At 70.5% G+C, this 19,152-nt stretch carries 20 protein-coding genes; 11 read left to right on the forward strand and 9 right to left on the reverse strand.

Annotated elements, in window-relative coordinates; all coding sequences use genetic code 11:
- Positions 1-1,428 (forward strand): Pls/PosA family non-ribosomal peptide synthetase (locus WYM_RS07380; protein WP_019180192.1); only part of this gene is annotated, 1,428 nt, incomplete at its 5' end.
- Positions 1,425-2,732: a M1 family metallopeptidase gene (locus tag WYM_RS07385; RefSeq protein WP_019180193.1), complete on the forward strand. Its 1,308-nt coding sequence runs from the start codon at positions 1,425-1,427 to the stop codon at positions 2,730-2,732. The genes WYM_RS07380 and WYM_RS07385, both read left to right, overlap by 4 nt.
- On the opposite strand, the gene WYM_RS07390 is transcribed toward WYM_RS07385, so the two are convergent.
- The 4 genes from WYM_RS07390 to WYM_RS07405 form a co-directional block, all read right to left on the reverse strand.
- Entirely contained in the window at positions 2,722-3,183 is a 462-nt protein-coding gene (locus WYM_RS07390; protein WP_019180194.1) for a hypothetical protein, read from the reverse strand. The two genes, WYM_RS07385 and WYM_RS07390, sit on opposite strands and share 11 nt — an antisense overlap.
- A 100-nt stretch (positions 3,184-3,283) precedes the next feature.
- The gene (locus WYM_RS07395; protein ID WP_019180195.1) at positions 3,284-4,222 is read right to left on the reverse strand and encodes an NUDIX hydrolase; all 939 of its coding nucleotides are present in this window, start codon (positions 4,220-4,222) and stop codon (positions 3,284-3,286) included.
- Complete coding sequence (locus WYM_RS07400; protein ID WP_019180196.1) at positions 4,219-6,384, reverse strand: RNA degradosome polyphosphate kinase; 2,166 nt, start codon at positions 6,382-6,384, stop codon at positions 4,219-4,221. Before WYM_RS07400 ends, WYM_RS07395 begins: the two co-directional genes overlap by 4 nt.
- A 47-nt stretch (positions 6,385-6,431) precedes the next feature.
- The gene (locus tag WYM_RS07405; RefSeq protein WP_019180197.1) at positions 6,432-7,130 is read right to left on the reverse strand and encodes a response regulator transcription factor; all 699 of its coding nucleotides are present in this window, start codon (positions 7,128-7,130) and stop codon (positions 6,432-6,434) included.
- Between the two features lie 135 nt (positions 7,131-7,265).
- Between WYM_RS07405 and WYM_RS07410 the strand changes: the two genes are divergently transcribed.
- From WYM_RS07410 to WYM_RS07430, 4 genes are all read left to right on the forward strand, one after another.
- On the forward strand, positions 7,266-7,556 hold the full coding sequence (locus WYM_RS07410) for a hypothetical protein (RefSeq protein WP_019180198.1): 291 nt from the start codon (positions 7,266-7,268) through the stop codon (positions 7,554-7,556).
- Between the two features lie 135 nt (positions 7,557-7,691).
- Positions 7,692-8,294 carry an FABP family protein gene (locus WYM_RS07420; protein ID WP_019180200.1) on the forward strand — a complete coding sequence of 201 codons (603 nt, stop codon included), beginning with the start codon at positions 7,692-7,694 and terminating at the stop codon, positions 8,292-8,294.
- Positions 8,294-9,415, forward strand: coding sequence for a YgfZ/GcvT domain-containing protein (locus tag WYM_RS07425; RefSeq protein ID WP_019180201.1), 1,122 nt, complete (start codon positions 8,294-8,296; stop codon positions 9,413-9,415). The genes WYM_RS07420 and WYM_RS07425 overlap by 1 nt, the downstream gene beginning before the upstream one ends.
- A gap of 7 nt (positions 9,416-9,422) precedes the next feature.
- Complete coding sequence (locus WYM_RS07430; protein WP_019180202.1) at positions 9,423-10,535, forward strand: FUSC family protein; 1,113 nt, start codon at positions 9,423-9,425, stop codon at positions 10,533-10,535.
- On the opposite strand, the gene WYM_RS07435 is transcribed toward WYM_RS07430, so the two are convergent.
- Positions 10,532-11,380: a class I SAM-dependent methyltransferase gene (locus WYM_RS07435; RefSeq protein ID WP_019180203.1), complete on the reverse strand. Its 849-nt coding sequence runs from the start codon at positions 11,378-11,380 to the stop codon at positions 10,532-10,534. The two genes, WYM_RS07430 and WYM_RS07435, sit on opposite strands and share 4 nt — an antisense overlap.
- A gap of 100 nt (positions 11,381-11,480) precedes the next feature.
- Between WYM_RS07435 and WYM_RS07440 the strand changes: the two genes are divergently transcribed.
- Positions 11,481-12,230 carry a phosphoglyceromutase gene (locus tag WYM_RS07440; RefSeq protein ID WP_019180204.1) on the forward strand — a complete coding sequence of 250 codons (750 nt, stop codon included), beginning with the start codon at positions 11,481-11,483 and terminating at the stop codon, positions 12,228-12,230.
- An 88-nt stretch (positions 12,231-12,318) separates the two neighbouring features.
- Here WYM_RS07440 and phoU read toward each other — a convergent pair whose 3' ends face one another.
- On the reverse strand, positions 12,319-12,996 hold the full coding sequence (gene phoU, locus WYM_RS07445; protein WP_019180205.1) for a phosphate signaling complex protein PhoU: 678 nt from the start codon (positions 12,994-12,996) through the stop codon (positions 12,319-12,321).
- A 165-nt stretch (positions 12,997-13,161) separates the two neighbouring features.
- Here phoU and WYM_RS07450 point away from each other — a divergent pair, with 165 nt between their 5' ends.
- Together WYM_RS07450 and WYM_RS07455 are read left to right on the forward strand one after the other, a co-directional pair.
- Entirely contained in the window at positions 13,162-14,400 is a 1,239-nt protein-coding gene (locus WYM_RS07450) for a sensor histidine kinase (protein ID WP_019180206.1), read from the forward strand.
- The gene (locus WYM_RS07455; RefSeq protein ID WP_019180207.1) at positions 14,397-15,080 is read left to right on the forward strand and encodes a response regulator transcription factor; all 684 of its coding nucleotides are present in this window, start codon (positions 14,397-14,399) and stop codon (positions 15,078-15,080) included. The genes WYM_RS07450 and WYM_RS07455 overlap by 4 nt, the downstream gene beginning before the upstream one ends.
- Before the next feature lie 94 nt (positions 15,081-15,174).
- Here the strand turns inward: WYM_RS07455 and WYM_RS07460 are convergent, their stop codons facing one another.
- Complete coding sequence (locus WYM_RS07460; protein ID WP_019180208.1) at positions 15,175-15,648, reverse strand: hypothetical protein; 474 nt, start codon at positions 15,646-15,648, stop codon at positions 15,175-15,177.
- A 156-nt stretch (positions 15,649-15,804) separates the two neighbouring features.
- Between WYM_RS07460 and WYM_RS07465 the strand changes: the two genes are divergently transcribed.
- Both WYM_RS07465 and WYM_RS07470 read left to right on the forward strand, forming a co-directional pair.
- The gene (locus WYM_RS07465; RefSeq protein WP_019180209.1) at positions 15,805-16,287 is read left to right on the forward strand and encodes a CarD family transcriptional regulator; all 483 of its coding nucleotides are present in this window, start codon (positions 15,805-15,807) and stop codon (positions 16,285-16,287) included.
- Positions 16,288-16,351: 64 nt separating this feature from the next.
- Entirely contained in the window at positions 16,352-17,557 is a 1,206-nt protein-coding gene (locus tag WYM_RS07470) for a bifunctional 2-C-methyl-D-erythritol 4-phosphate cytidylyltransferase/2-C-methyl-D-erythritol 2,4-cyclodiphosphate synthase (RefSeq protein WP_019180210.1), read from the forward strand.
- Between the two features lie 21 nt (positions 17,558-17,578).
- On the opposite strand, the gene WYM_RS07475 is transcribed toward WYM_RS07470, so the two are convergent.
- Together WYM_RS07475 and WYM_RS07480 are read right to left on the reverse strand one after the other, a co-directional pair.
- Positions 17,579-18,046, reverse strand: a complete 468-nt coding sequence (locus WYM_RS07475) for a GNAT family N-acetyltransferase (protein ID WP_019180211.1) — start codon at positions 18,044-18,046, stop codon at positions 17,579-17,581.
- A gap of 73 nt (positions 18,047-18,119) precedes the next feature.
- Positions 18,120-19,070, reverse strand: a complete 951-nt coding sequence (locus WYM_RS07480; protein ID WP_019180212.1) for a DMT family transporter — start codon at positions 19,068-19,070, stop codon at positions 18,120-18,122.
- Between the last annotated feature and the right edge of the window lie 82 nt (positions 19,071-19,152).

The raw sequence follows: 19,152 nt of genomic DNA on the forward strand, positions 1-19,152 counted from the left end.
CCGCCCGCGGGGCCGGCCTGGCTCTGGGCCTACGGCGCGTCGGCCGCGGGGCTCGCGCTGCTGCCGACGGCGGCGTTCGCGGCCGGCGGCGTCGTGCTGGCTCAGGGGATGCGGGGAGCGGCCGATCTCGGCGCCGCTCTGGCGGCCGCGCTCGCGTGGCTGATCCCGGCGACCCTCACGGTCGGCCTCGTCTTCGCCGGTGCGGTGGTGATCCTGGTGAGGCTGCTCTCGCTGCGGCTGCCCGCGGGAACGCACCCTGTGCGCAGCCGAGTCGGATGGCAGGCCTGGACCATCGAGCGCCTGCTCGACTCGGCGCGGACCGTGCTGTTCCCGCTCTACTCGAGCCTCTTCACGCCGGTCTGGCTGCGTCTGCTCGGAGCCCGCGTCGGCACGGATGTCGAGGCATCCACCGTCCTGCTCATCCCGTCGATGACCCACATCGAGGACGGCGCCTTCCTCGCCGACGACACCATGGTGGCCTCATACGAGCTTCGCGGCGGCTGGCTGCGCATCGGAGAGGTGCGGATCGGCAAGCGGGCCTTCCTCGGCAACTCCGGCATGGCCCCTCCCGGGCACAAGGTGCCGCGCGACGGGCTGGTCGCAGTGCTCTCCGCGGCGCCGGTCAAGGCCAAGCCCGGCTCGTCATGGCTGGGCTCGCCCGCCGTGCGGCTGCGGCGTCAATCGAACGGCGGCGATCAGACCCGCACCTATGCACCGCCGATGCGCCTGCGCGTCGCGCGGGCGCTGTGGGAGATCTGCCGCATCGTCCCCGTCTTCATCACGTGCGGGATCGGCCTGCTGGTGCTGTTCGCGCTCGCGGCGCTCGTGCAGACGGCCGGAGTCGTCGTCGCCCTGCTCCTGTCGGGCGTCGTGCTGCTCGTGGCCGGCGCCGTGGGCGCGAGCATCTCGACGGCGGCGAAATGGCTGATCGTCGGCCCCATCCGCGCCGGCGAGCAGCCGCTGTGGTCGAGCTTCGTGTGGCGCACCGAGGTGTCGGACACGTTCACCGAGATGGTGGCGGCACCCTGGTTCGCTCGCGCAGCAGCGGGCACGCCGGCGCTCGCGGTCTGGCTCCGCTCGCTCGGCTCTCGAATCGGGCGCGGCGTCTGGTGCGAGAGCTATTGGCTGCCCGAGCCCGACCTGGTGACCCTCGGCGACGGATCGACGGTCAACCGGGGATGCGTCGTGCAGACGCACCTGTTCCATGATCGAATCATGAGCATGGACACCGTCGAACTCGAGGCCGGTGCGACGCTCGGTCCGCACAGTGTGATCCTGCCCGCGGCGAGCATCGGCGCGCACGCGACGGTCGGTCCCGCCTCACTCGTCATGCGTGGGGAGAGCGTTCCGGTCGGCTCGCGATGGAGTGGCAACCCGATCGGACCGTGGCGCGTCGTCAAGGTGCGCGCCTATCAGTCGACATCGTGAGCGGCCACGATCCGTACGCCCCGCAGAGCGGCGACCCCACCTTCGATGTCCTCTCGTACGACCTCGACCTCGACTACCGCGTTCGCACCAACCGGCTGGACGGCAGGGCCGTGATCAACGCCGTCGCAGCCGAGCGGGTCCGGACGGTCGCACTCGACCTGATCGCTCTGCGGGCGACCCGCGTCCGCGTCGACGGAAACCCGCGGACGACCTTCCGCCAGGGTCCTCGCACGCTCCGGGTCACGCTTCCGCAGCCGGTCGACGCGGGCGAGGAGTTCTCGATCGAGGTCGCCTATGCCGGTGCGCCGGCACCGCGCCGATCGCAGTGGGGGACCATCGGCTGGGAAGAGCTCGAGGACGGCTCGCTCGTCGCGGCGCAGCCCACCGGGGCTCCGACGTGGTTCCCGTGCAACGACCGCCCCGACGACCGGGCGCGGTATCGCATCGCCGTGACGACCGAGTCGGACTACACCGTCGCCGCCACCGGGGTGCCGAGACCTCCGGTCACCGTCGGCGGGCGCCTGCGCTGGGAGTTCGTTTCGGAGGTGCCCACCGCGACGTATCTCGCCGCGGTCCATATCGGCCGGTATCGCGAGCAGCGGATCGGCGCCGCCCGATTCATGCAGCCCGCCACGCTGAGAGCCGAGGTCAAGCGCGCGTTCTCGGACGTGCCCCGCATGCGGGCGTGCTTCGAGGCGGCGTTCGGTCCCTACCCCCAGGAGGAGTGCACATTCGTGGTGACGGCCGATGCGCTCGAGATCCCGCTCGAGGCCCAGGGCCTCATGGTGTTCGGCGCGAATCACCTCGACGACGAGTCGGCCCGGCTGATCCCGCACGAACTGGCTCATCAGTGGTTCGGCAACAGCGTCGGCGTGGGCGTGTGGCGCGACATCTGGCTCAATGAAGGTTTCGCGTGCTTCGCAGAATGGGTCTGGTCGGAGGCGTCGGGAGGACCGACGATCGCCCAGCTCGCGGCTCTGCACCACTCCCGGCTGAGCGGGCTGCCGCAAGACCTCGTGCTCTCGGATCCGGGCTCGGCCATGATGTTCGACGACCGTGTCTACAAACGCGGAGCGCTCCTGCTCGAGGCGCTGCGGCGCACTCTCGGAGGCGACACGTTCGGTGAGCTTGTGCGTCGCTGGGCGCGCATCCATCGCCACTCAGTGGTCTCGACCGAGGACTTCCGTGCGTGCGTCGAGCTGGTGACGGGCGAGACCCATGCGGCGCTCCTCGACGCCTGGCTGGATCAGCCCGCGCTCCCGTCGCTGCCTCCGGCGGGGCCCGGAGACTCGGTCAGGGGCTGACGCCGGAAACGCCGCCTCGACGCACCGCGACACTGATCGTCACGCCCGCGGGTGCCGCGGCATCCCATCCGTCGATCTCTCCGCCCCCGGGCACGCGAGCCGTCCACCCTCGGGACCCGTCCTGGACCTGCACCCGCGCCGGATCGACGCGCAGCCCGCGCCCGTCGGCCTTGAGCGCTGCTTCGACGCGCGTCCATTCGCGTACCGTCGCATCGCCGTCGCCGCCGAGCACGCCGCGCAGCCCTGCCGCGTCGCGACGCCGATCGACGTCGGGCTCGGCGTCCACACCGATCGCGCTGATCTCCTCGGTGCGAGGCGATACCGCGACGACCGCGAGGTCGCCGGCGTACGACACGCTCGCCACGAAGGGCGCGTTCTCGACGATGATCGCGCCGTGCCGGCCGCCGCATCGCACGCACGGGTTGTCCAGTCGTGCACCGGAGGGAAGCATCTCGTACAGCAGCGCCCACGCGACGTGGCGTCGCGGAATGTCCGGCGGTATGCGTCGCCACGCGATATGTACGCCCGGGGGCGGATTCGAGTGGTCCAGCTCAGACCTTGGGTTGATGCGTCTCGATGGCCACGATGCCGGAGCCGGGATTGTCGACCGAGAGGTGCACGACCGAGAACGCCGCCGGATCCAGAGCCGACGCGCTGCCGAGGTAGGAGCCGCGCAGCGTGCCGGTCGCCAGCGCGATCTCGGTGAGGATCTCGGGGAGCACCGGGCCATGGCTGCACAGCACGGCGGCCTTGCGGGCGCGCACGCGCTCACCGACCACGGCGCGGGCGTCCGAGGTGCCGGTCTCCCAGGCGTCCTGACTGATCCGCTTCGTGGTGTGGATCTTGCGTCCGAGGTTGGCCGACAGCGGCTCCAGCGTCTTCACGCACCTGACCGCCGGGCTCGAGATCAGCTTGCGCGCGCCGAAGGCCAGGAGCGGGCCGACGATCGATTGCGACTGCTTCCTGCCCCGCGGGGCGAGGGGCCTGTCGGCATCCTCTCCGTCCCACTCCTCCCTGCCCAGCGCCTTGCCGTGCCGCAGCACGATGAGCGGGAAGGTGCTGAGCACCCCCTCCTCGACGATCCGGACGAAGTTCTCGAGGATCTCCACGTCCACGGGGTAGCTGAGCCGGGCGAGCGCCTTCTTGGGCGTCATCCACTCCAGCGCGGCGATCTCTCTGTTCGGCAGGAACGTCGAGGCGCGGATGGCGTCGTCGGTCGCCTCGGCGGCCCAGTAGTGCACGATCTTCGTGCGCTTGCTCGGCAGGCGGTAGCGCGAGACGCCGACCGGGATGCCGAGCACGACACGGATGCCGGTCTCTTCGTGGATCTCGCGCGCCGCGGTCTCGGCGAGCATCTCGCCGGGATCGACCTTGCCCTTGGGCAGCGTCACGTCGCGGTACTTGGTGCGGTGGATCAGGAGCACGCGGAGCTTGCCGTCGACGAGACGCCAGACAACCCCTCCCGCCGCGTAGACCGCGGTCTCGGTCATCGCACCGCCCGGGCGCGACGCCGCCTCTGGACGTTCGTCATGGTGCGATCCTGCAGGTCGACGAGGAGCTTCCCGTCCTCGCCGACGTTGTGACGCACCCACTCGCCCTCGGGTCCGAGGTGCCACGAGCTGGTCGTGTCGCTCATCGCGAGCGTGAAGAGGTCGTCGAGCTCCTTCAGGTGCGGCGGCGAGACCACGCGCACCAGCGCTTCGACTCGGCGGTCGAGGTTGCGGTGCATCATGTCCGCGCTGCCGATGTAGATCTGTGGGTCGCCGTCGCTGTGGAACGCGAAGATCCGCGAATGCTCCAGATAGCGGCCCAGGATGCTGCGGACGGTGATGTTCTCGCTCAGTCCGGGCACCCCCGGCTTGAGCGAGCAGATCCCGCGCACCCACACCTCGACCTTCACGCCGGCCTGGCTGGCCCGGTACAGCGCGTCGATGATCTGCTCGTCGACCATCGAGTTGACCTTGATGCGCACCCGTGCGGTCTTGCCCGCGAGCGCATTGCGGCGCTCTTTCTCGATGAGGCGGAGAAGTCCCTTGCGCAGGTGCAGCGGGGCGACGAGGAGCCGCTTGAACTTCTTCTCGATGGCGTAGCCGCTGAGCTCGTTGAACAGGCGCGTCAGGTCGCGTCCGACGAGGTCGTCGGCGGTGAACAGCCCGAAGTCCTCGTAGATGCGGCTGGTCTTGGGGTTGTAGTTGCCGGTGCCGATATGGCTGTAGCTGCGCAGCACGCCGCCTTCCTCGCGGATGACGAGTGCGAGCTTGCAGTGGGTCTTGAGGCCGACGAGGCCATAGACGACGTGGACGCCGGCCTTCTCGAGCTTGCGCGCCCAGACGATGTTGTTCGCCTCGTCGAAGCGTGCCTTGATCTCGACCAGGGCCAGCACCTGCTTGCCGGCCTCGGCGGCGTCGATGAGCGCCTCTACGATCGGGCTGTCGCCCGACGTGCGGTACAGCGTCTGCTTGATGGCGAGCACGTGCGGATCCTTCGCAGCCTGCTCGAGGAACGCCTGCACGCTCGTGGCGAAAGACTCGTACGGGTGGTGGACCAGCACGTCGCCCTTGCGGATCGAGGCGAAGATGTCGGCGCGCTCGTTGTTGTCGCCGGGCTGGAAGGCGAGCGCCGTGGTCGGCACGTGCGGCTTGTACTTCAGATCCGGACGGTTGATGCGGGCGAGGTCGAAGAGACCCCGCAGGTCGAGCGGCCCGGGGAGCCGGTAGACCTCCTGCTGAGTGATGTCGAGCTCCTTGAGCAGGAGGTCGAGCGTCACGTCGTCCATGTCGTCGGTGATCTCGAGGCGGATCGGCGGGCCGAAGCGGCGGCGAAGCAGCTCGGCTTCGAGGGCCTGGATGAGGTTCTCGGTCTCGTCCTCCTCGATCACGACGTCCTCGTTGCGCGTCAGGCGGAACGCATGGTGGTCGAGGACCTCCATGCCCGGGAAGAGGTCGTCGAGGTGGTTCGAGATCAGGTCCTCGAGCGGGAGGTAGCGCACCACGCCGTCGACGGGCGGCAGCTCCACGAACCGCGGCAGCATCGGCGGCACCTTCAGGCGCGCGAACTCCTGGCGGCCGGTGCGCGCATTGCGGATGCGGATGGCGAGGTTCAGCGAAAGGCCCGAGATATAGGGGAACGGGTGGGCCGGGTCGACCGCGAGCGGCATCAGGACCGGGAACACCTGCTTCTGGAAGTACTCGTAGAGGTCGGTGCGCTCGTCGCCGTCCAGCGCGTCGTACGAGACGATGCGGATGCCGGCGTCGGCCATCGCCGGCTTGACCATGGTGGTCCAGGCCGCCGCGTGGCGCACCTGCAGCCGGTGGGCTTCGGCCGAGATGTCGCCGAGGACGTCGCCCGGGGTACGGCCCACGTTCGTCGGAACGGCGAGCCCGGTGACGATGCGGCGCTTGAGGCCCGCCACCCGCACCATGAAGAACTCGTCGAGGTTGCTGGCGAAGATCGCAAGGAAGTTGGCCCGCTCCAGGACCGGCAGGTTCGGGTCCTCGGCGAGCTCGAGCACTCGCTGGTTGAACGAGAGCCAACTGACCTCGCGGTCGAGATAGCGGTGGTCGGGCAGCTGCGAGTCGAACGCCTCCGTCACATCGAAGTCGTCGTCATCGGCGTCGCCCAGACCGGCGTCGAGCACCTCGGGTTCGATCATCCCCTCATCATTGCAGGGTCACGTGACGAGAGTGTGAACGAGGGAGCTCAGGCCTGGCTGCGGTCGCGCGGGGCGGGCACCTGATCGTCTTCGTAGACGTTGAACCGGTAGCCCACGTTGCGGACGGTGCCGATGAGCTGCTCGAGGTCGCCGAGCTTGGCGCGCAGGCGCCGCACGTGGACGTCGACGGTGCGGGTGCCGCCGAAGTAGTCGTAGCCCCACACCTCGCTGAGCAGCTGCTCGCGGGTGAAGACGCGCGACGGGTGCGTCGCGAAGAAGTGCAGGAGCTGGAACTCCTTGTAGGTGAGGTCGAGCGGCTTGCCGTGCACCTTCGCCGAGTAGGACGATTCGTCGATCGTGATGCCGGAGGTCTGGATGCGGGTCGAGACCTGCTCGGCCGTCTGACGCCCGATGGCGAGGCGGATGCGCGCGTCCACCTCGGCGGGGCCGGCGGTCACGAGAATGACGTCGTCGACGCCCCAGTCCGTCGACACCGCGGTGAGGCCGCCCTCGGTGACCACGAGCACCAGGGGTGCGTCCAGTCCGGTGGTGTTGAGGATCTTGCACAGCGACTTGGCGCCGACGAGGTCCACGCGCGCATCGACGAAGATGACGTCGGCGCTCGGGGCGTTCACCAGCTGCGCCGGCTCGGCCGGGATCTGGCGCACGCGATGACTCAGCAACTCGAGCGAGGGCACGACGGGGCCTCCGCCCTGCGTCGAGCTCAGTACCAGGAGCTGTGCCAATGCATCGCCTTCCCGCGCGTGAGGGTGCGCGTCGTGACCCCAGTGTAGGGCGTGCGCGCCCGGCGTTCCGTGCCCCGGACGCCCCACGAGACGGCGGTCCGTGCATCGGGGGCGGCATTGCGAGAGGATGGGGGAGTGGCCGTGCCCGAACTCGCTCCTCGTCGCACCATCGGCGGCGTCATCGCCGTGTGGGTGATCGCAGCGCTCATCGGCGTCGTCGTCGGGATCTTCGCGAGCGCCGAGTGGCGGGGTGCGTGGCTGGGTGTCGGGCTCGGCGGATGCCTCATCGCGGCGTTCGCGATCCAGCTCTGGTCGGGGAGGTCGCAGGGGTTCACCGAGCGCGTCGCGGCCAGCGTCCTGGGTGCCGCGGTGGTGATGGGCATCATCAGCCTGGGTTTCGGTCTGGCCTCCATCGTTCCCGGCTAGACTTCCTCTCATGGATCTCGTGGCGCTCGAACTCTTCTACGTGGGCCTGCTGGGCCTCGCTTCGCTCGCGATCGTCTTCGTCTCCGCGGTCGTCGTGAAGAACCTGTACCGCGGCCAGCGCTGACGGGTCGTCTCGTGATCGAGCTGCCGACCGACCTGCCCGCCGACCTCGTGCCGCTGTCGTGGCTTCTCGGCGTATGGGAGGGCACCGGCGTCATCGACTACGGCGACCACGCGTACACCGGTGAGTTCACTCATCGGGTGAGCTTCAGCCACGACGGCGGCGATTACCTCAACTACTCGGCCGAGGCTTGGCTGCACGGTACCGGGGACTCCTCCGAGCGCATCCGCCTGGTCGCCGAGATGGGCTACTGGCGGCTTTCGCGCTCTGCGACCGATGCCGATCCCGGACCGGGGCTCCTTCCGCCGTCGGCGCCGGCGGCCGCCCGTACCGCGGACGACGTCGAGCGTCAGCGCAACCCCGAGGGCGGGTTCGACATCGAAGCCGTGATCGTGCACTCCGACGGGGTCAGCGAGCTGTACCTCGGGCAGATCCGTGGGCCGCGCATTGACATCGCCACCGACGCGGTCGTGCGCACCGCCGGCGCGAAGACCTATGCGGCGGCGACCCGGATGTACGGCCTGGTCGAGAACCACCTGCTGTGGGCCTGGGACATCGCTGCCCTCGGTCACGAACTGGGAGCGCACGCGTCGGCGCGCCTCGCGCGGGCCGAGTGATGGATGTCGGTTCTGCCGCTCCGCCCTTCACCGGGCTTCCGGGCGCCGTCCTCGACGAGGGGGGCCTGCAGCACCTCGGCAGCCCGCTGGTGGAGCAGCGCCGGCTGAGTGCCGGTGAGGCGATCGCGCCACTCGGCGATCGCGCGATCATCGCGGTCGCGGGAGAGGACCGGCTGTCCTGGCTGGACTCGCTGTCGTCGCAGGCGCTCACCCGGCTGACGCCCGGCGTGAGCACCGAGATGCTCGTGCTCGATCCGCAGGGACACGTCGAGCACGCGGCAGCCGTCGTGGACGACGGCGAGACCGCCTGGCTCATCGCCGACCGCGCCGACGCCGAGGGACTGCTCGGCTGGCTGCGCAAGATGCGGTTCCGGCTTCGTGTCGAGCCGCGCTCCGCCGACGACGAGTACGCCGTGATCGGCGGCGCGCCGTCCGCTCTCGATCGCCTCACCCCTGCCGCGCCCGCGGGTGTGCCGCTGGTCTGGACCGACCCCTGGCCCGACGTCGCACCCGGAGGGTACGCCTACGCGGCCGTCGACCCGCATCCGGGGCTCGAGCGTGAGTGGGCCGAGGCGATCGTCACCCGTGACGAGGAGCGCAGGATCGCTGATGCCGCGGCCGCCGGCGACATCGCCCTCGCAGGCCTCGCCGCCGTCGATGCGCTGCGCATCGCGGCCTGGCGGCCTCGCTGGACCAGCGACGTCGACGAGCGGGCGCTGCCGCACGAGCTCGACTGGCTGCGCACGGCGGTGCACCTCGAGAAGGGCTGCTACCGGGGGCAGGAGACGGTGGCGAAGGTGCACAACCTCGGCCATCCGCCCCGTCGCCTCGTTGCGCTGCAGCTCGACGGAAGCGACAGCACGCTGCCCGCACGCGGCGCGGCCGTCCGGGCGGACGGCGACGACGTCGGCATGGTGACATCGGCCGCCCTGCACTACGAGGAGGGCCCGATCGCGCTGGCGATCGTGCGCCGGTCGGTCCCGGTCGACGCGCCGCTGACCGTCGACACCGGCGATGGTCCGATCGCCGCCACGCAGGAGGTCGTCGTGCCCCCCGACGCCGGCAAGGCCGCGAATGTGCCGCGCCTGACGCGGCTCTCGCGTCGCCCGGCGGCGCAGTAGGCGCGCCGTGAGCGGTGACGCCGACTCCGCTCCGGTGACCCGGGCCATCCCCACCGGCTGGCGCGCCCGCCTGGACCTGCGGCCGCCGCTTCTGCGAGCACGCGACTCGGCGATCGCGATCGTGCAGATCGTCGTCGCCGCCACCGCCGCGTGGGCCTTCGCGCACTACGTCCTCGGGCATGGGGCGCCGCTGCTCGCCGCGACCGTCACGATCTCGAGTCTCGGACTGGTGCGCGACGCCCGGCCCCGGCGGGTGATCGAGACTGTGATCGGGATGCTGGTGGGCATCCTGGTCGCGGAGGGCTTCGTGCTCGTCGTCGGACCGGGATGGTGGCAGCTCGCCCTGGCCCTCGGTGCGACCCTGTTCGTCGCCCGGTTCCTCTCGCCGTACCCGCCGTTCGCGATCATGGCTTCGATCCAGGCGGTGATCGTCATGTCGCTCCCCACGACCGAGCCGTTCGCGCGCCTCGTCGACGGGATCGTGGGCGGCGTCGCGGCGCTCGTGGTCACCGCCCTGATCCCGCGCAATCCTCGGCGCGAGGAGGTGCGCGACGGGCGCGCCGTGTTCACGGCCGCCGACGATGCGGCGCGGACGATCGCACAGGGGCTGCGCCGCGGAGACGCGCTGCGCGCCGCGCGGGGACTGGAGAAGGCGCGCGCGATCGCGCCGCACGTCGACAACTGGCGCGCTTCGCTGGACTCCAGCCTTGCGGTCGCGGCGTACTCGCCGTGGCTGCGTCCGCAGCGGGCAGAGCTGCGGCGGCACCGGGCGGTGCTCGATGCGATGGACTTCGCCACGCGCAATCTCCGCGTAGTGGCCCGGCGGGCGGCCTACCTCTCCGACGACGGGGTCCGCAGGCCGGTGCTCGCGGAGCTTCTCGCAGAGCTGATGCGAGCGGCGACGCTCGTCGAGGAGAGCCTCGACGACATCGCGCTGCAGCCCGCGGCGCGCGAGGCTGTTCGCGCGGTCGCCGCGCGGCTCGACCCGCTGGCGATCCTGCCGGACGGGTCGGTGAGTGAGCAGAACCTCATCACCGCGCTGCGTCCGCTTGCGGTCGACCTCCTCACCGCGACGGGGATGACCTCCTCCGACGCCCGCGCCGTGCTGCCGCGCGTCTAGCTGCGCCCGTGACCCTGCGGTCGAGGTGCGACGGCGTCCCACGGCACGGTCACCTCGCCCAGGCGCCAGCGCGCCCGTTCGCGCAGTGGCCAGCCGGACGCCTCGACCGCCTCCAGGGTCGTGCGCCACCGGTGCTCGGGGCCGAAGGGCGACACCGCGGCGGCGCGCTCCCACTCCAGATCGAGCGCGGCCAGGAGCGCGTGCACGCGCTCACCGGGAACATTCCGGTGGATGAGCGCCTTCGGCAGCCGCTCCGCGGCGACGGATGGCCGCTCCATCCCCGCCAGTCGAAGCGAGATCGTGAGTGTGCGCGGCTCCGCGTTCTCGCCGACCGCGACCCAGGTGACGACCCGGCCCAGCTCGTCGCACGTGCCCTCGACGAGAAGGCCGCCCGGCGCGAGCCGCGATGCCATCGCCTGCCAGGCCCCGCCGACATCATCCTCGGAGTACTGCCGCAGGACGTTCATGGCGCGGACGACCGCCGGGCGCCGTCCACCCGGCACCGGAACCTCGAATCCGCCGCGCGCGAACGACACCTTCGCGTCGGCGGCGAAGGATGTCGCACCCGCGCGCACCGCCGTGAGCTGCGCGTCCGCCCGCGCGACGCGCGCGGGGTCGATCTCGAGGCCGAGCACCTCGACGTCGGGTCGCGTCCGCGCCAGCCGCGCATGGAGCTCGAGTGCCGTGACACCGCTCGCTCCGTAGCCGAGGTCGACCACGAGGGGGTCAGGTGCGCGGCGGAGAGCAGAGTGGCGCGCGATCCAGCGATCGACCCGGCGCAGGCGGTTGGTGCCCGTCGTTCCCCGGGTGATCTGCCCCACCACCGGTGCGCGCGCCGAGCCCATCGCTCCATCGTGCCAAACGATGGGCGCGTCCGTCCGTGCACGGGCGGGCCGGCCGTCACGCGGCGGGGACCGCAGGCGCCCCGCCGATATCATGGGGCGCATGACCGCGCCCTACACGCTGATCCTCCTCCGACACGGCCAGAGCGAGTGGAACAAGACCAACCAGTTCACCGGCTGGGTCGATGTCCGCCTCACCGACCAGGGCAAGACCGAGGCCCAGCGCGGTGGCGAGCTGCTCGCCGAGTCCGGCATCCTTCCCGACGTGCTGCACACCTCGGTGCTCAGCAGAGCCATCCAGACCGCCGACATCGCCCTGGACGCGGCTGACCGCCTCTGGATCCCCGTGAAGCGCTCGTGGCGCCTCAACGAGCGTCACTACGGTGCGCTGCAGGGCAAGGACAAGGCGCAGACGCTCGAGGAGTTCGGGCAGGAGCAATTCATGCTGTGGCGCCGGTCGTTCGATGTGCCGCCCCCCGCGCTGCCCGCTGACGACCAGTACAGCCAGGTCGGCGACCCGCGCTACGACGGCATCGACGGCGAGGTGCCCGACACCGAGTCGCTCAAGATCGTGATCGATCGCATGCTGCCCTATTGGCACAGCGACATCGTGCCCGATCTCCTCGCCGGCAAGACGGTGCTGGTCACCGCTCACGGCAACTCGCTGCGCGGCCTCGTCAAGCACCTCGACGGCATCAGCGACGCCGACATCGCCGAGCTGAACATCCCCACCGGCATCCCGCTGGTGTACCGCCTCGACGAGGACCTCAAGCCCGTCCAGCCGGGCGAGTACCTCGACCCGGAGGCCGCCGCCGCCGGGGCTGCTGCGGTCGCCAATCAGGGCAAAGGCTGACAAGCTCCAGGAAACGACAAGAGAGCGGATGCCTACCCCCCGGGGGCATCCGCTCTCTTGTCGTCGGCGCAGCCGCGCCCCGAGTTCGCTAAGCCGGCGAGACGACGTCGATGGCGTCGGTCGTGGCGGTCCACTCTCCCGTCGAGAGGTAGGCCACCTTCTTCGCCACAGAGACGGCGTGGTCGGCGAAGCGCTCGTGGTAGCGGCTGGCAAGTGTTGCGTCGACCGTAGCGGAGGCCTCGCCCTGCCAGCTGTCGCTGAGGACCTTCTCGAACACCGAAAGGTGGAGCTCGTCGAGCCGGTCGTCCGCGTTGCGGATCGACTCGGCCACGGCGAGATCCTGGGTGCGCAGCAGCTCGGCGAGCTGGCGCGAGACCTCGACGTCGAGCTCGCCCATCTTGAGGAAGGTCGACTTCAGGCCCTTGGGGATCGCGCGCTCGGGGAACCTCATGCGGGTGAGCTGCGCGATGTGCTCGGCGATGTCGCCCATCCGCTCGAGCGACGCGCTCATGCGCAGGGCGCTCACCACGATGCGCAGGTCGCGGGCGACCGGCTGCTGGCGGGCGAGGATCTCGATGGCCAGCTCGTCGAGGGCGACGGCCTTCTCGTCGATGACGGCGTCGGCTTCGATGACCTCCTCGGCGAGCGACACGTCGCTCGTGCCGAAGGCCCGCGTCGCCTTGTCGATCGCCACCGTCACGAGCTCGGCGATCTCGACGAGACGTCCCTGGACGTCCTCGAGCGACTGGTGGAACACTTCGCGCATCCGATTCACCTTTCCTGATTCGGGCACGCATCTGCCCCGCGCCTCGGCGATTGTCGCCAGCGAAGGTTAACGAATGGTGCCGCCGTGGTGAATAGTAGTGGGCTTGCGGTCTCCGTCCGGGGAGCACGTTCCGACCGGCCTTCAGCCTGCCCGTACGCTGTTCCCATGAACACGACGCAGCTCGCGCTGCTCGCGCTCGCAGCGGGAATCGTCATCGGCGGCTCGATCGCGGCGGTCATCGTCGCCTCGCTCCGGGCTCGCGATCGCGCACGCGCCGAGACCTCGCTGCATGTCCCCGACGGAGTGCGCGAGGTCCTGCACGGCATGGACGACGCGGCCGTCGTCGTCGACGCGTCGTCGACCGTTCTCGCCGCCTCGGCGGCCGCCGTCCCCTTCGATCTCAGCGAGGGCAGCACCCTTCCCGCCGACGAGCTCCGGACGCTCGCCCGGCGCGTACGGACCGCCGAGACCACGGCGACCGAGACCCTGCGGCTACGCCGCGGCGCACCGCCCGCGGAGCCCCGGGTCGTCGTCGTGCGCGCGAGCCGGATCTCGCCCAGGCTGACCCTCCTCGTGCTGCGCGACATCACCGAGCGCGAGCGCGTCGAGGAGATGCGCCGCGACTTCGTCGCGAACACGAGCCACGAGCTGAAGACCCCCGTGGGTGCGGTGAGCCTTCTTGCCGAAGCCATCGAGTCGGCGGCCGACGATCCGCCGCAGGTGCGCATCTTCGCCGCCCGGCTCTCGGCCGAGGCATCCCGTCTCGCCCTTCTCACGTCGCGCATCATGAACCTTTCGCGCCTGCAGGCCTCCGACGAGCTCACGCAGCGCGACGTGTCGATCGACGAGGTCCTCGCGTCCGCGCTGGACGCCCACGCGATCCAGGCCGACGGCGCCGGTGTCGAGGTGGTGCGCGGCGGCGCGCGCGGCATCTACGTCCGTGGCGACGCGCAGGTGCTGAGCGAAGCGGTCGGAAACCTCATCGCCAACGCCATCGCCTACTCGCCGCGTGGATCGAGCGTGGGGATCGGGGTGCGAGCCGCCGACAACATCGTCGAGATCGCGGTGACCGATCGCGGCATCGGCATCGCCGAGGGCGACCAGGACCGCGTCTTCGAGCGCTTCTACCGGGCTGATCCGGCCCGCGCCCGTCGCACGGGAGGAAGCGGTCTGGGGCTGTCGATCGTGAAGCATGCGGTGCAGCGGCATGGCGGAGACGTGCGACTCTGGTCGCGTCCCGGCCGCGGTTCGACGTTCACGATCCGGCTTCCGCAGATCGAGGCGCCATCAATGACGGAGCCGATCCCCAAGCGCACCCGCAAGAAGAAACGGCCGGTGGCCGGCGCCGGCCCGCGCCCCGTGCCGACCAACCCCGCAGCCGGTATGAACGGAGACCCCGTATGACCCGCGTTCTGATCGTCGAGGACGAGCCCGATCTCGCCGACCCGCTCGCCTACCTGCTGCGGCGCGAGGGGCACGATGTCGAGATCGCCGAGGACGGCCCGGCGGCCCTGACCGCGTTCCGCGAGCGCGGCGCCGACATCGTCCTGCTCGACCTCATGCTCCCTGGGATGCCGGGGACGGAGGTGTGCCGGCAGATCCGCACCACCTCGGCCGTGCCGATCATCATGCTGACGGCGAAGGACTCCGAGGTCGACATCGTGGTGGGCCTCGAGCTCGGCGCCGACGACTACGTCACCAAGCCGTACTCCGCTCGCGAGCTTCTCGCGCGGATGCGCGCGGTCCTGCGGCGGTTCTCCCAGGTCGACGCCGATCTCGAGGATCGTGTGCTGGAGGGCGGACGCGTGGTGCTCGACATCGACCGCCACACGGTCGCGGTGGACGGCGGCGAGATCAACATGCCGCTGAAGGAATTCGAGCTCCTCGAGGTGCTCATGCGCAATGCCGGCCGCGTGCTCACCCGCGGCCAGCTCATCGACCGCGTATGGGGGAGCGACTACTTCGGCGACACCAAGACGCTCGACGTGCACATCAAGCGCATCCGCTCCCGAATCGAGACGAACCCCAGCTCTCCCGAGATGCTGGTCACGGTCCGCGGACTGGGGTACCGCTTCGAAGGCTGACCTCTTTGCGGCGACGAATGCCCCGGACGCGACGAAGGGCCGCCCTCCTGGGAGGGCGGCCCTTCGTCGCGACCGCCGTTCGCGGCTTCGGAGGTCAGGGAGCCAGCGGCGCCAGGTAGTCGAGGGTTCCGTCGAGCACCGGAACCGAGACGAGCACGCCCTCGGCGTCGCCCGATTGGAAGTAGCCGTCGATGTCGGCGCCGGGCAGGGTGTCGAGATCCTCGACGAGGATCGGGTCCTCGCCGTCCGCGCCCAGGCTCAGGGTGGTGTTCGCGGGGACGCGCACCGTCAGCGTGATGTCGGACTCCTCACCGCCGAACTCGATGTTGAGGGTCTGCGATTCGTCGGTGTCGTTGACCAGCGCGGCGACGAAGTTGCCTTCGGATCCGTCCTCGGTGGCGACGATCTGCGCGTTGCGCACGGCGACGGGGCCGGCGCCGTAGACATTCGTCCCCTCCGCCGCCGAGTACTCCAGCGTCGTCGCCTGCGGCGAGACCATGCTGCAGCCGGTGGTGGTCAGGACGAGCGCGGCTCCGATGGCGAGCGACGCGAAGAGGCGCGATTTCACAGGATCTCCCAGGACGGATGACGGCTTCCCATGCATTCTATGGGCTGGCCGTCACCCGCGTGGGACGACGCTGTGAGGCCCGCCCAGGCCTGGGGCGGAGAACCTTAGCGTATTTCTCCTGTGGTATCCTGGAGGTTGCCGAAAGGACATAACTCCATGCTTTTTGAGGTTGGCGAGACGGTCGTTTATCCCCACCACGGTGCGGCGACGATCATCGAGGTCAAAGACCGGATCATCAAGGGCGAGACGAAGAAGTACCTGAAGCTCAATGTCACGCAGGGCGACCTCATCATCGAGGTTCCCGCTGAGAACGTCGATCTCGTCGGCGTTCGCGATGTGATCGGCCAGGACGGACTCGACAGGGTTTTCGAGGTGCTGCGCGCTCCCTTCACGGAGGAGCCGACCAACTGGTCGCGCCGCTACAAGGCTAACCTCGAGAAGCTCGCCTCCGGTGATGTCATCAAGGTCAGTGAGGTCGTGCGCGACCTGTGGCGCCGCGACCAGGACCGCGGTCTGTCGGCGGGCGAGAAGCGCATGCTCGCGAAGGCCAAGCAGATTCTCATCTCCGAGCTCGCGCTCGCGGAGAAGACCGATGAAGAGAAGGCCAGCGTGATCCTCGACGAGGTTCTCGCGAGCTGACGGATCTTCCGCTCTGCAGGCCCCCGCGTCACGGACGTGGGGGCCTCGCCGGTAGCGTGGGACGGTGAGCATCACTCCCGTTCCGCGCATCGGCGTGATCGTCGTCGCCGCTGGCTCCGGCACCCGCCTCGGCGCGGGAGGGCCGAAGGCGCTCGTCGGCATCGACGATCACACGATCCTCCGTCATTCGCTGACGCGGGTCCTCGCGGGTCCTCCGGCGCAGATCGTCGTGGTGGCGCCACCCGGTCGCGAAGGAGATGTGCTCAGCGACGCCCTCGCCGCCTCTGGTGAGCGACGTGATCTGCTGTCGATCGTCACCGGGGGAGCCACGCGCCAGGCGTCTGTCGCCGCCGGCCTGGCCGCACTGTGGGCCGATATCGAGGTCGTGCTCGTCCACGATGCCGCGCGCGCCCTCACGCCTCCCGAGGTGTTCGAGCGGGTCGTCGCGGCGCTCGACGCCGGTGCCGCGGGCGTCGTCCCGGTGCTGCCGGTGATCGATACGCTCAAGCGCGTCGCGGGAGACGAGATCGTCGCCGCCGTGGATCGGTCCGAGCTCTCGGCCGCGCAGACACCGCAGGGCTTCCGGCGTGATGTGCTCGACGCGGCATACGCCGGCGCCGCAACCGACTTCACCGATGACGCCGCCCTGGTGGCGACCGCGGGGCATGCCGTATCGGCCGTGCCGGGGCATCCGCTCGCCTTCAAGATCACCACCGCCGCCGACCTCGATCGAGCCCGGCACCTCGTGGGGGACGCACCCATCCCGGCCACCCCGTCCCACCTCGAGCGGCGGCCGCCCCTTCCCCGGGTGGGAGTCGGCACGGACGTCCATGGCTTCGGCGGTGAGGGCGTGCTCTGGCTCGCCGGTCTGGAATGGCCGGGCGAGCCGGCGCTCTCGGGGCATTCCGACGGCGATGCCGTCGCCCATGCGATCGTCGACGCGCTGCTGGCCGCCGCCGGTCTCGGCGACATCGGCACCCACTTCGGCACCGACCATCCCGAGTACGCCGGCGCGCACGCCGATGTCTTCTTGGCGCACACCCTCGGCATCCTCGGCGCGGCGGGCTGGCGCGTGGGCAATGTGTCGGTGCAGGTGCAGGCGAATCGTCCGCGGTTCGCTGCCCGCCGCTCGGAGGCCGAGCAGGCGCTGTCGGCCGCACTGGGGGGAGCGCCGGTGTCGGTCTCGGCGACGACGACCGATGGCCTGGGCTTCACCGGCCGCGGCGAAGGCGTCGCAGCGTTTGCGGTCGCGCTCGTCGAGAGGGCCTGACCCGGTCGCTGCTTGCTGAGGTCAGAGCGCGCGCGTCAGGAACACCGAGAACGGGTCGAGCACGTAGTCACCGAACGGGCCGCACACCGCGAACCCTTCGCTCTCGTACAGGCGCTGCGCCGGCACGAACTCTTCGGTGTTGCCGGTCTCGAGCCACAGGCTCGTCATTCCGCTCGAGCGGGCGTGCGCCATGATGTGCCGGAGCAGTGCGCGACCGACGCCTGATCCGCGGAAGCGGTCGTCGACGCGCATCGACTTCAGTTCCCCGCGGTCGTCGTCGAGCGCCTTGAGCGCGCCGATGCCGGCCAGTTCGCCGTCGATCCACGCCGACCAGACGGCGATGGACGGATGCCGGAGCGCGTCGATACCGAGCGCGTGCACGCTCTCAGGGGGAGAGGTGTCGTGCATGCCGGCCAGATGGAAGGCCACCAGCCGTCGTGAGGCTTCGGTGGAGAGGTCGTCCGGGCGGATCTCGATGGTGCGCTGCATATCGGTGATCAGTGTTCCACGCTCGCGTTGCAACCGTGTTTCGCCGTCTTGTGCGCGCGCCGAAGAGCGCGGCTCACGCTTCGACGGCGAAGGGGGCGGGGTCGCGCGGCGTGCGTGAGCCCCAGGCCAGGAGCGCGAGGCCCGCGGCGAGCACTCCGAGACCCACGAGCGCCAGCACCGACAATCGCTCGCCGAGCACGGTGATGCCGAGGATGCTCGCCGTGAGCGGCTCGCCGAGGGTCAGGGTCGCCGCGGTGGCGGCGGTCAGGCCGCTGAGCCCCCACGTGAACATGATGTACGCGATCGAGATGGTCGCGAGCCCGAGCCACAGGGCCATGATGAGGCCGCTCGGTGTGCCGAGCCAGCCGACGTCGACGAACGGCAGCGCGAGCGCGCACAGGATCGCCGAGCTCGCTCCCATCCCGCCGACGACGGTGAAGGGGTCCCACCCCTCGTCGAGCAGCCGGCGCTGTGCGTTGGCGATCACGGCGAACGACGCGCCCGCTCCGACAGATCCCAGCAGACCCAGCGGGTCGGTGCCGCCCGAGCCGGTGGCGTCGCCTCCGAAGCCGAGCAGCACCACGCCCAGCGTCGCGAGCGCGGTCGCGCACATCCAGGTGGGCGACGGCATCCGCCGTGTGAGCGCCCACTCGAGCAGCCCGGCGAGGATGGGGGCCGACCCGAGCGCCACGACGGTGCCCACGGCCACGCCGTTGCGGGCGGTGCCGAGAAAGAACAGCGGCTGGTAGACGGCGATGCACACGCCGGTGAGGGTCATGAGCGCCAGAGGCCGGATGCCGCCCGCCGACAAGCGCAGGGACCGCAGGCCCGGAGAGCCCGGGGGCCGGGAGCGGGCGTGACGGGCGGCGAGCACGAACGCGATCGCGGCGAGGCCGGTGCCCCCGATGACCATCCGCATGACGCCGATGGACAGCGGCGTCGTGCCCTCGGGGCCGAGCGCCTGCGACGTACCCGTCGTGCCGAAGAGCACGGCGGCAGCGAGGACGGCGAGGACGTGCAGCACCCTACTGTCTTATACCAATCGGTGGCCCTCGAACTGCCTGGCCCCACTGCCTCCGCGCACCCGGGTCCTTCAGGTGCCCGCC

Source organism: Microbacterium yannicii PS01, assembly GCF_000304335.1.
Lineage (GTDB): Bacteria > Actinomycetota > Actinomycetes > Actinomycetales > Microbacteriaceae > Microbacterium > Microbacterium yannicii_A.

Excerpts from the sequence above, each read along its gene's own strand:
- WYM_RS07390 (WP_019180194.1), bottom strand. The coding sequence starts at position 3,183 with ATGCTTCCCTCCGGTGCACGACTGGACAACCCGTGCGTGCGATGCGGC.
- WYM_RS07395 (WP_019180195.1), bottom strand. The coding sequence starts at position 4,222 with ATGACCGAGACCGCGGTCTACGCGGCGGGAGGGGTTGTCTGGCGTCTC.
- WYM_RS07400 (WP_019180196.1), bottom strand. The coding sequence starts at position 6,384 with ATGATCGAACCCGAGGTGCTCGACGCCGGTCTGGGCGACGCCGATGAC.
- WYM_RS07425 (WP_019180201.1), top strand. The coding sequence starts at position 8,294 with ATGGATGTCGGTTCTGCCGCTCCGCCCTTCACCGGGCTTCCGGGCGCC.
- WYM_RS07435 (WP_019180203.1), bottom strand. The coding sequence starts at position 11,380 with ATGGGCTCGGCGCGCGCACCGGTGGTGGGGCAGATCACCCGGGGAACG.
- WYM_RS07440 (WP_019180204.1), top strand. The coding sequence starts at position 11,481 with ATGACCGCGCCCTACACGCTGATCCTCCTCCGACACGGCCAGAGCGAG.
- phoU (WP_019180205.1), bottom strand. The coding sequence starts at position 12,996 with ATGCGCGAAGTGTTCCACCAGTCGCTCGAGGACGTCCAGGGACGTCTC.
- WYM_RS07450 (WP_019180206.1), top strand. The coding sequence starts at position 13,162 with ATGAACACGACGCAGCTCGCGCTGCTCGCGCTCGCAGCGGGAATCGTC.
- WYM_RS07455 (WP_019180207.1), top strand. The coding sequence starts at position 14,397 with ATGACCCGCGTTCTGATCGTCGAGGACGAGCCCGATCTCGCCGACCCG.
- WYM_RS07465 (WP_019180209.1), top strand. The coding sequence starts at position 15,805 with ATGCTTTTTGAGGTTGGCGAGACGGTCGTTTATCCCCACCACGGTGCG.
- WYM_RS07475 (WP_019180211.1), bottom strand. The coding sequence starts at position 18,046 with ATGCAGCGCACCATCGAGATCCGCCCGGACGACCTCTCCACCGAAGCC.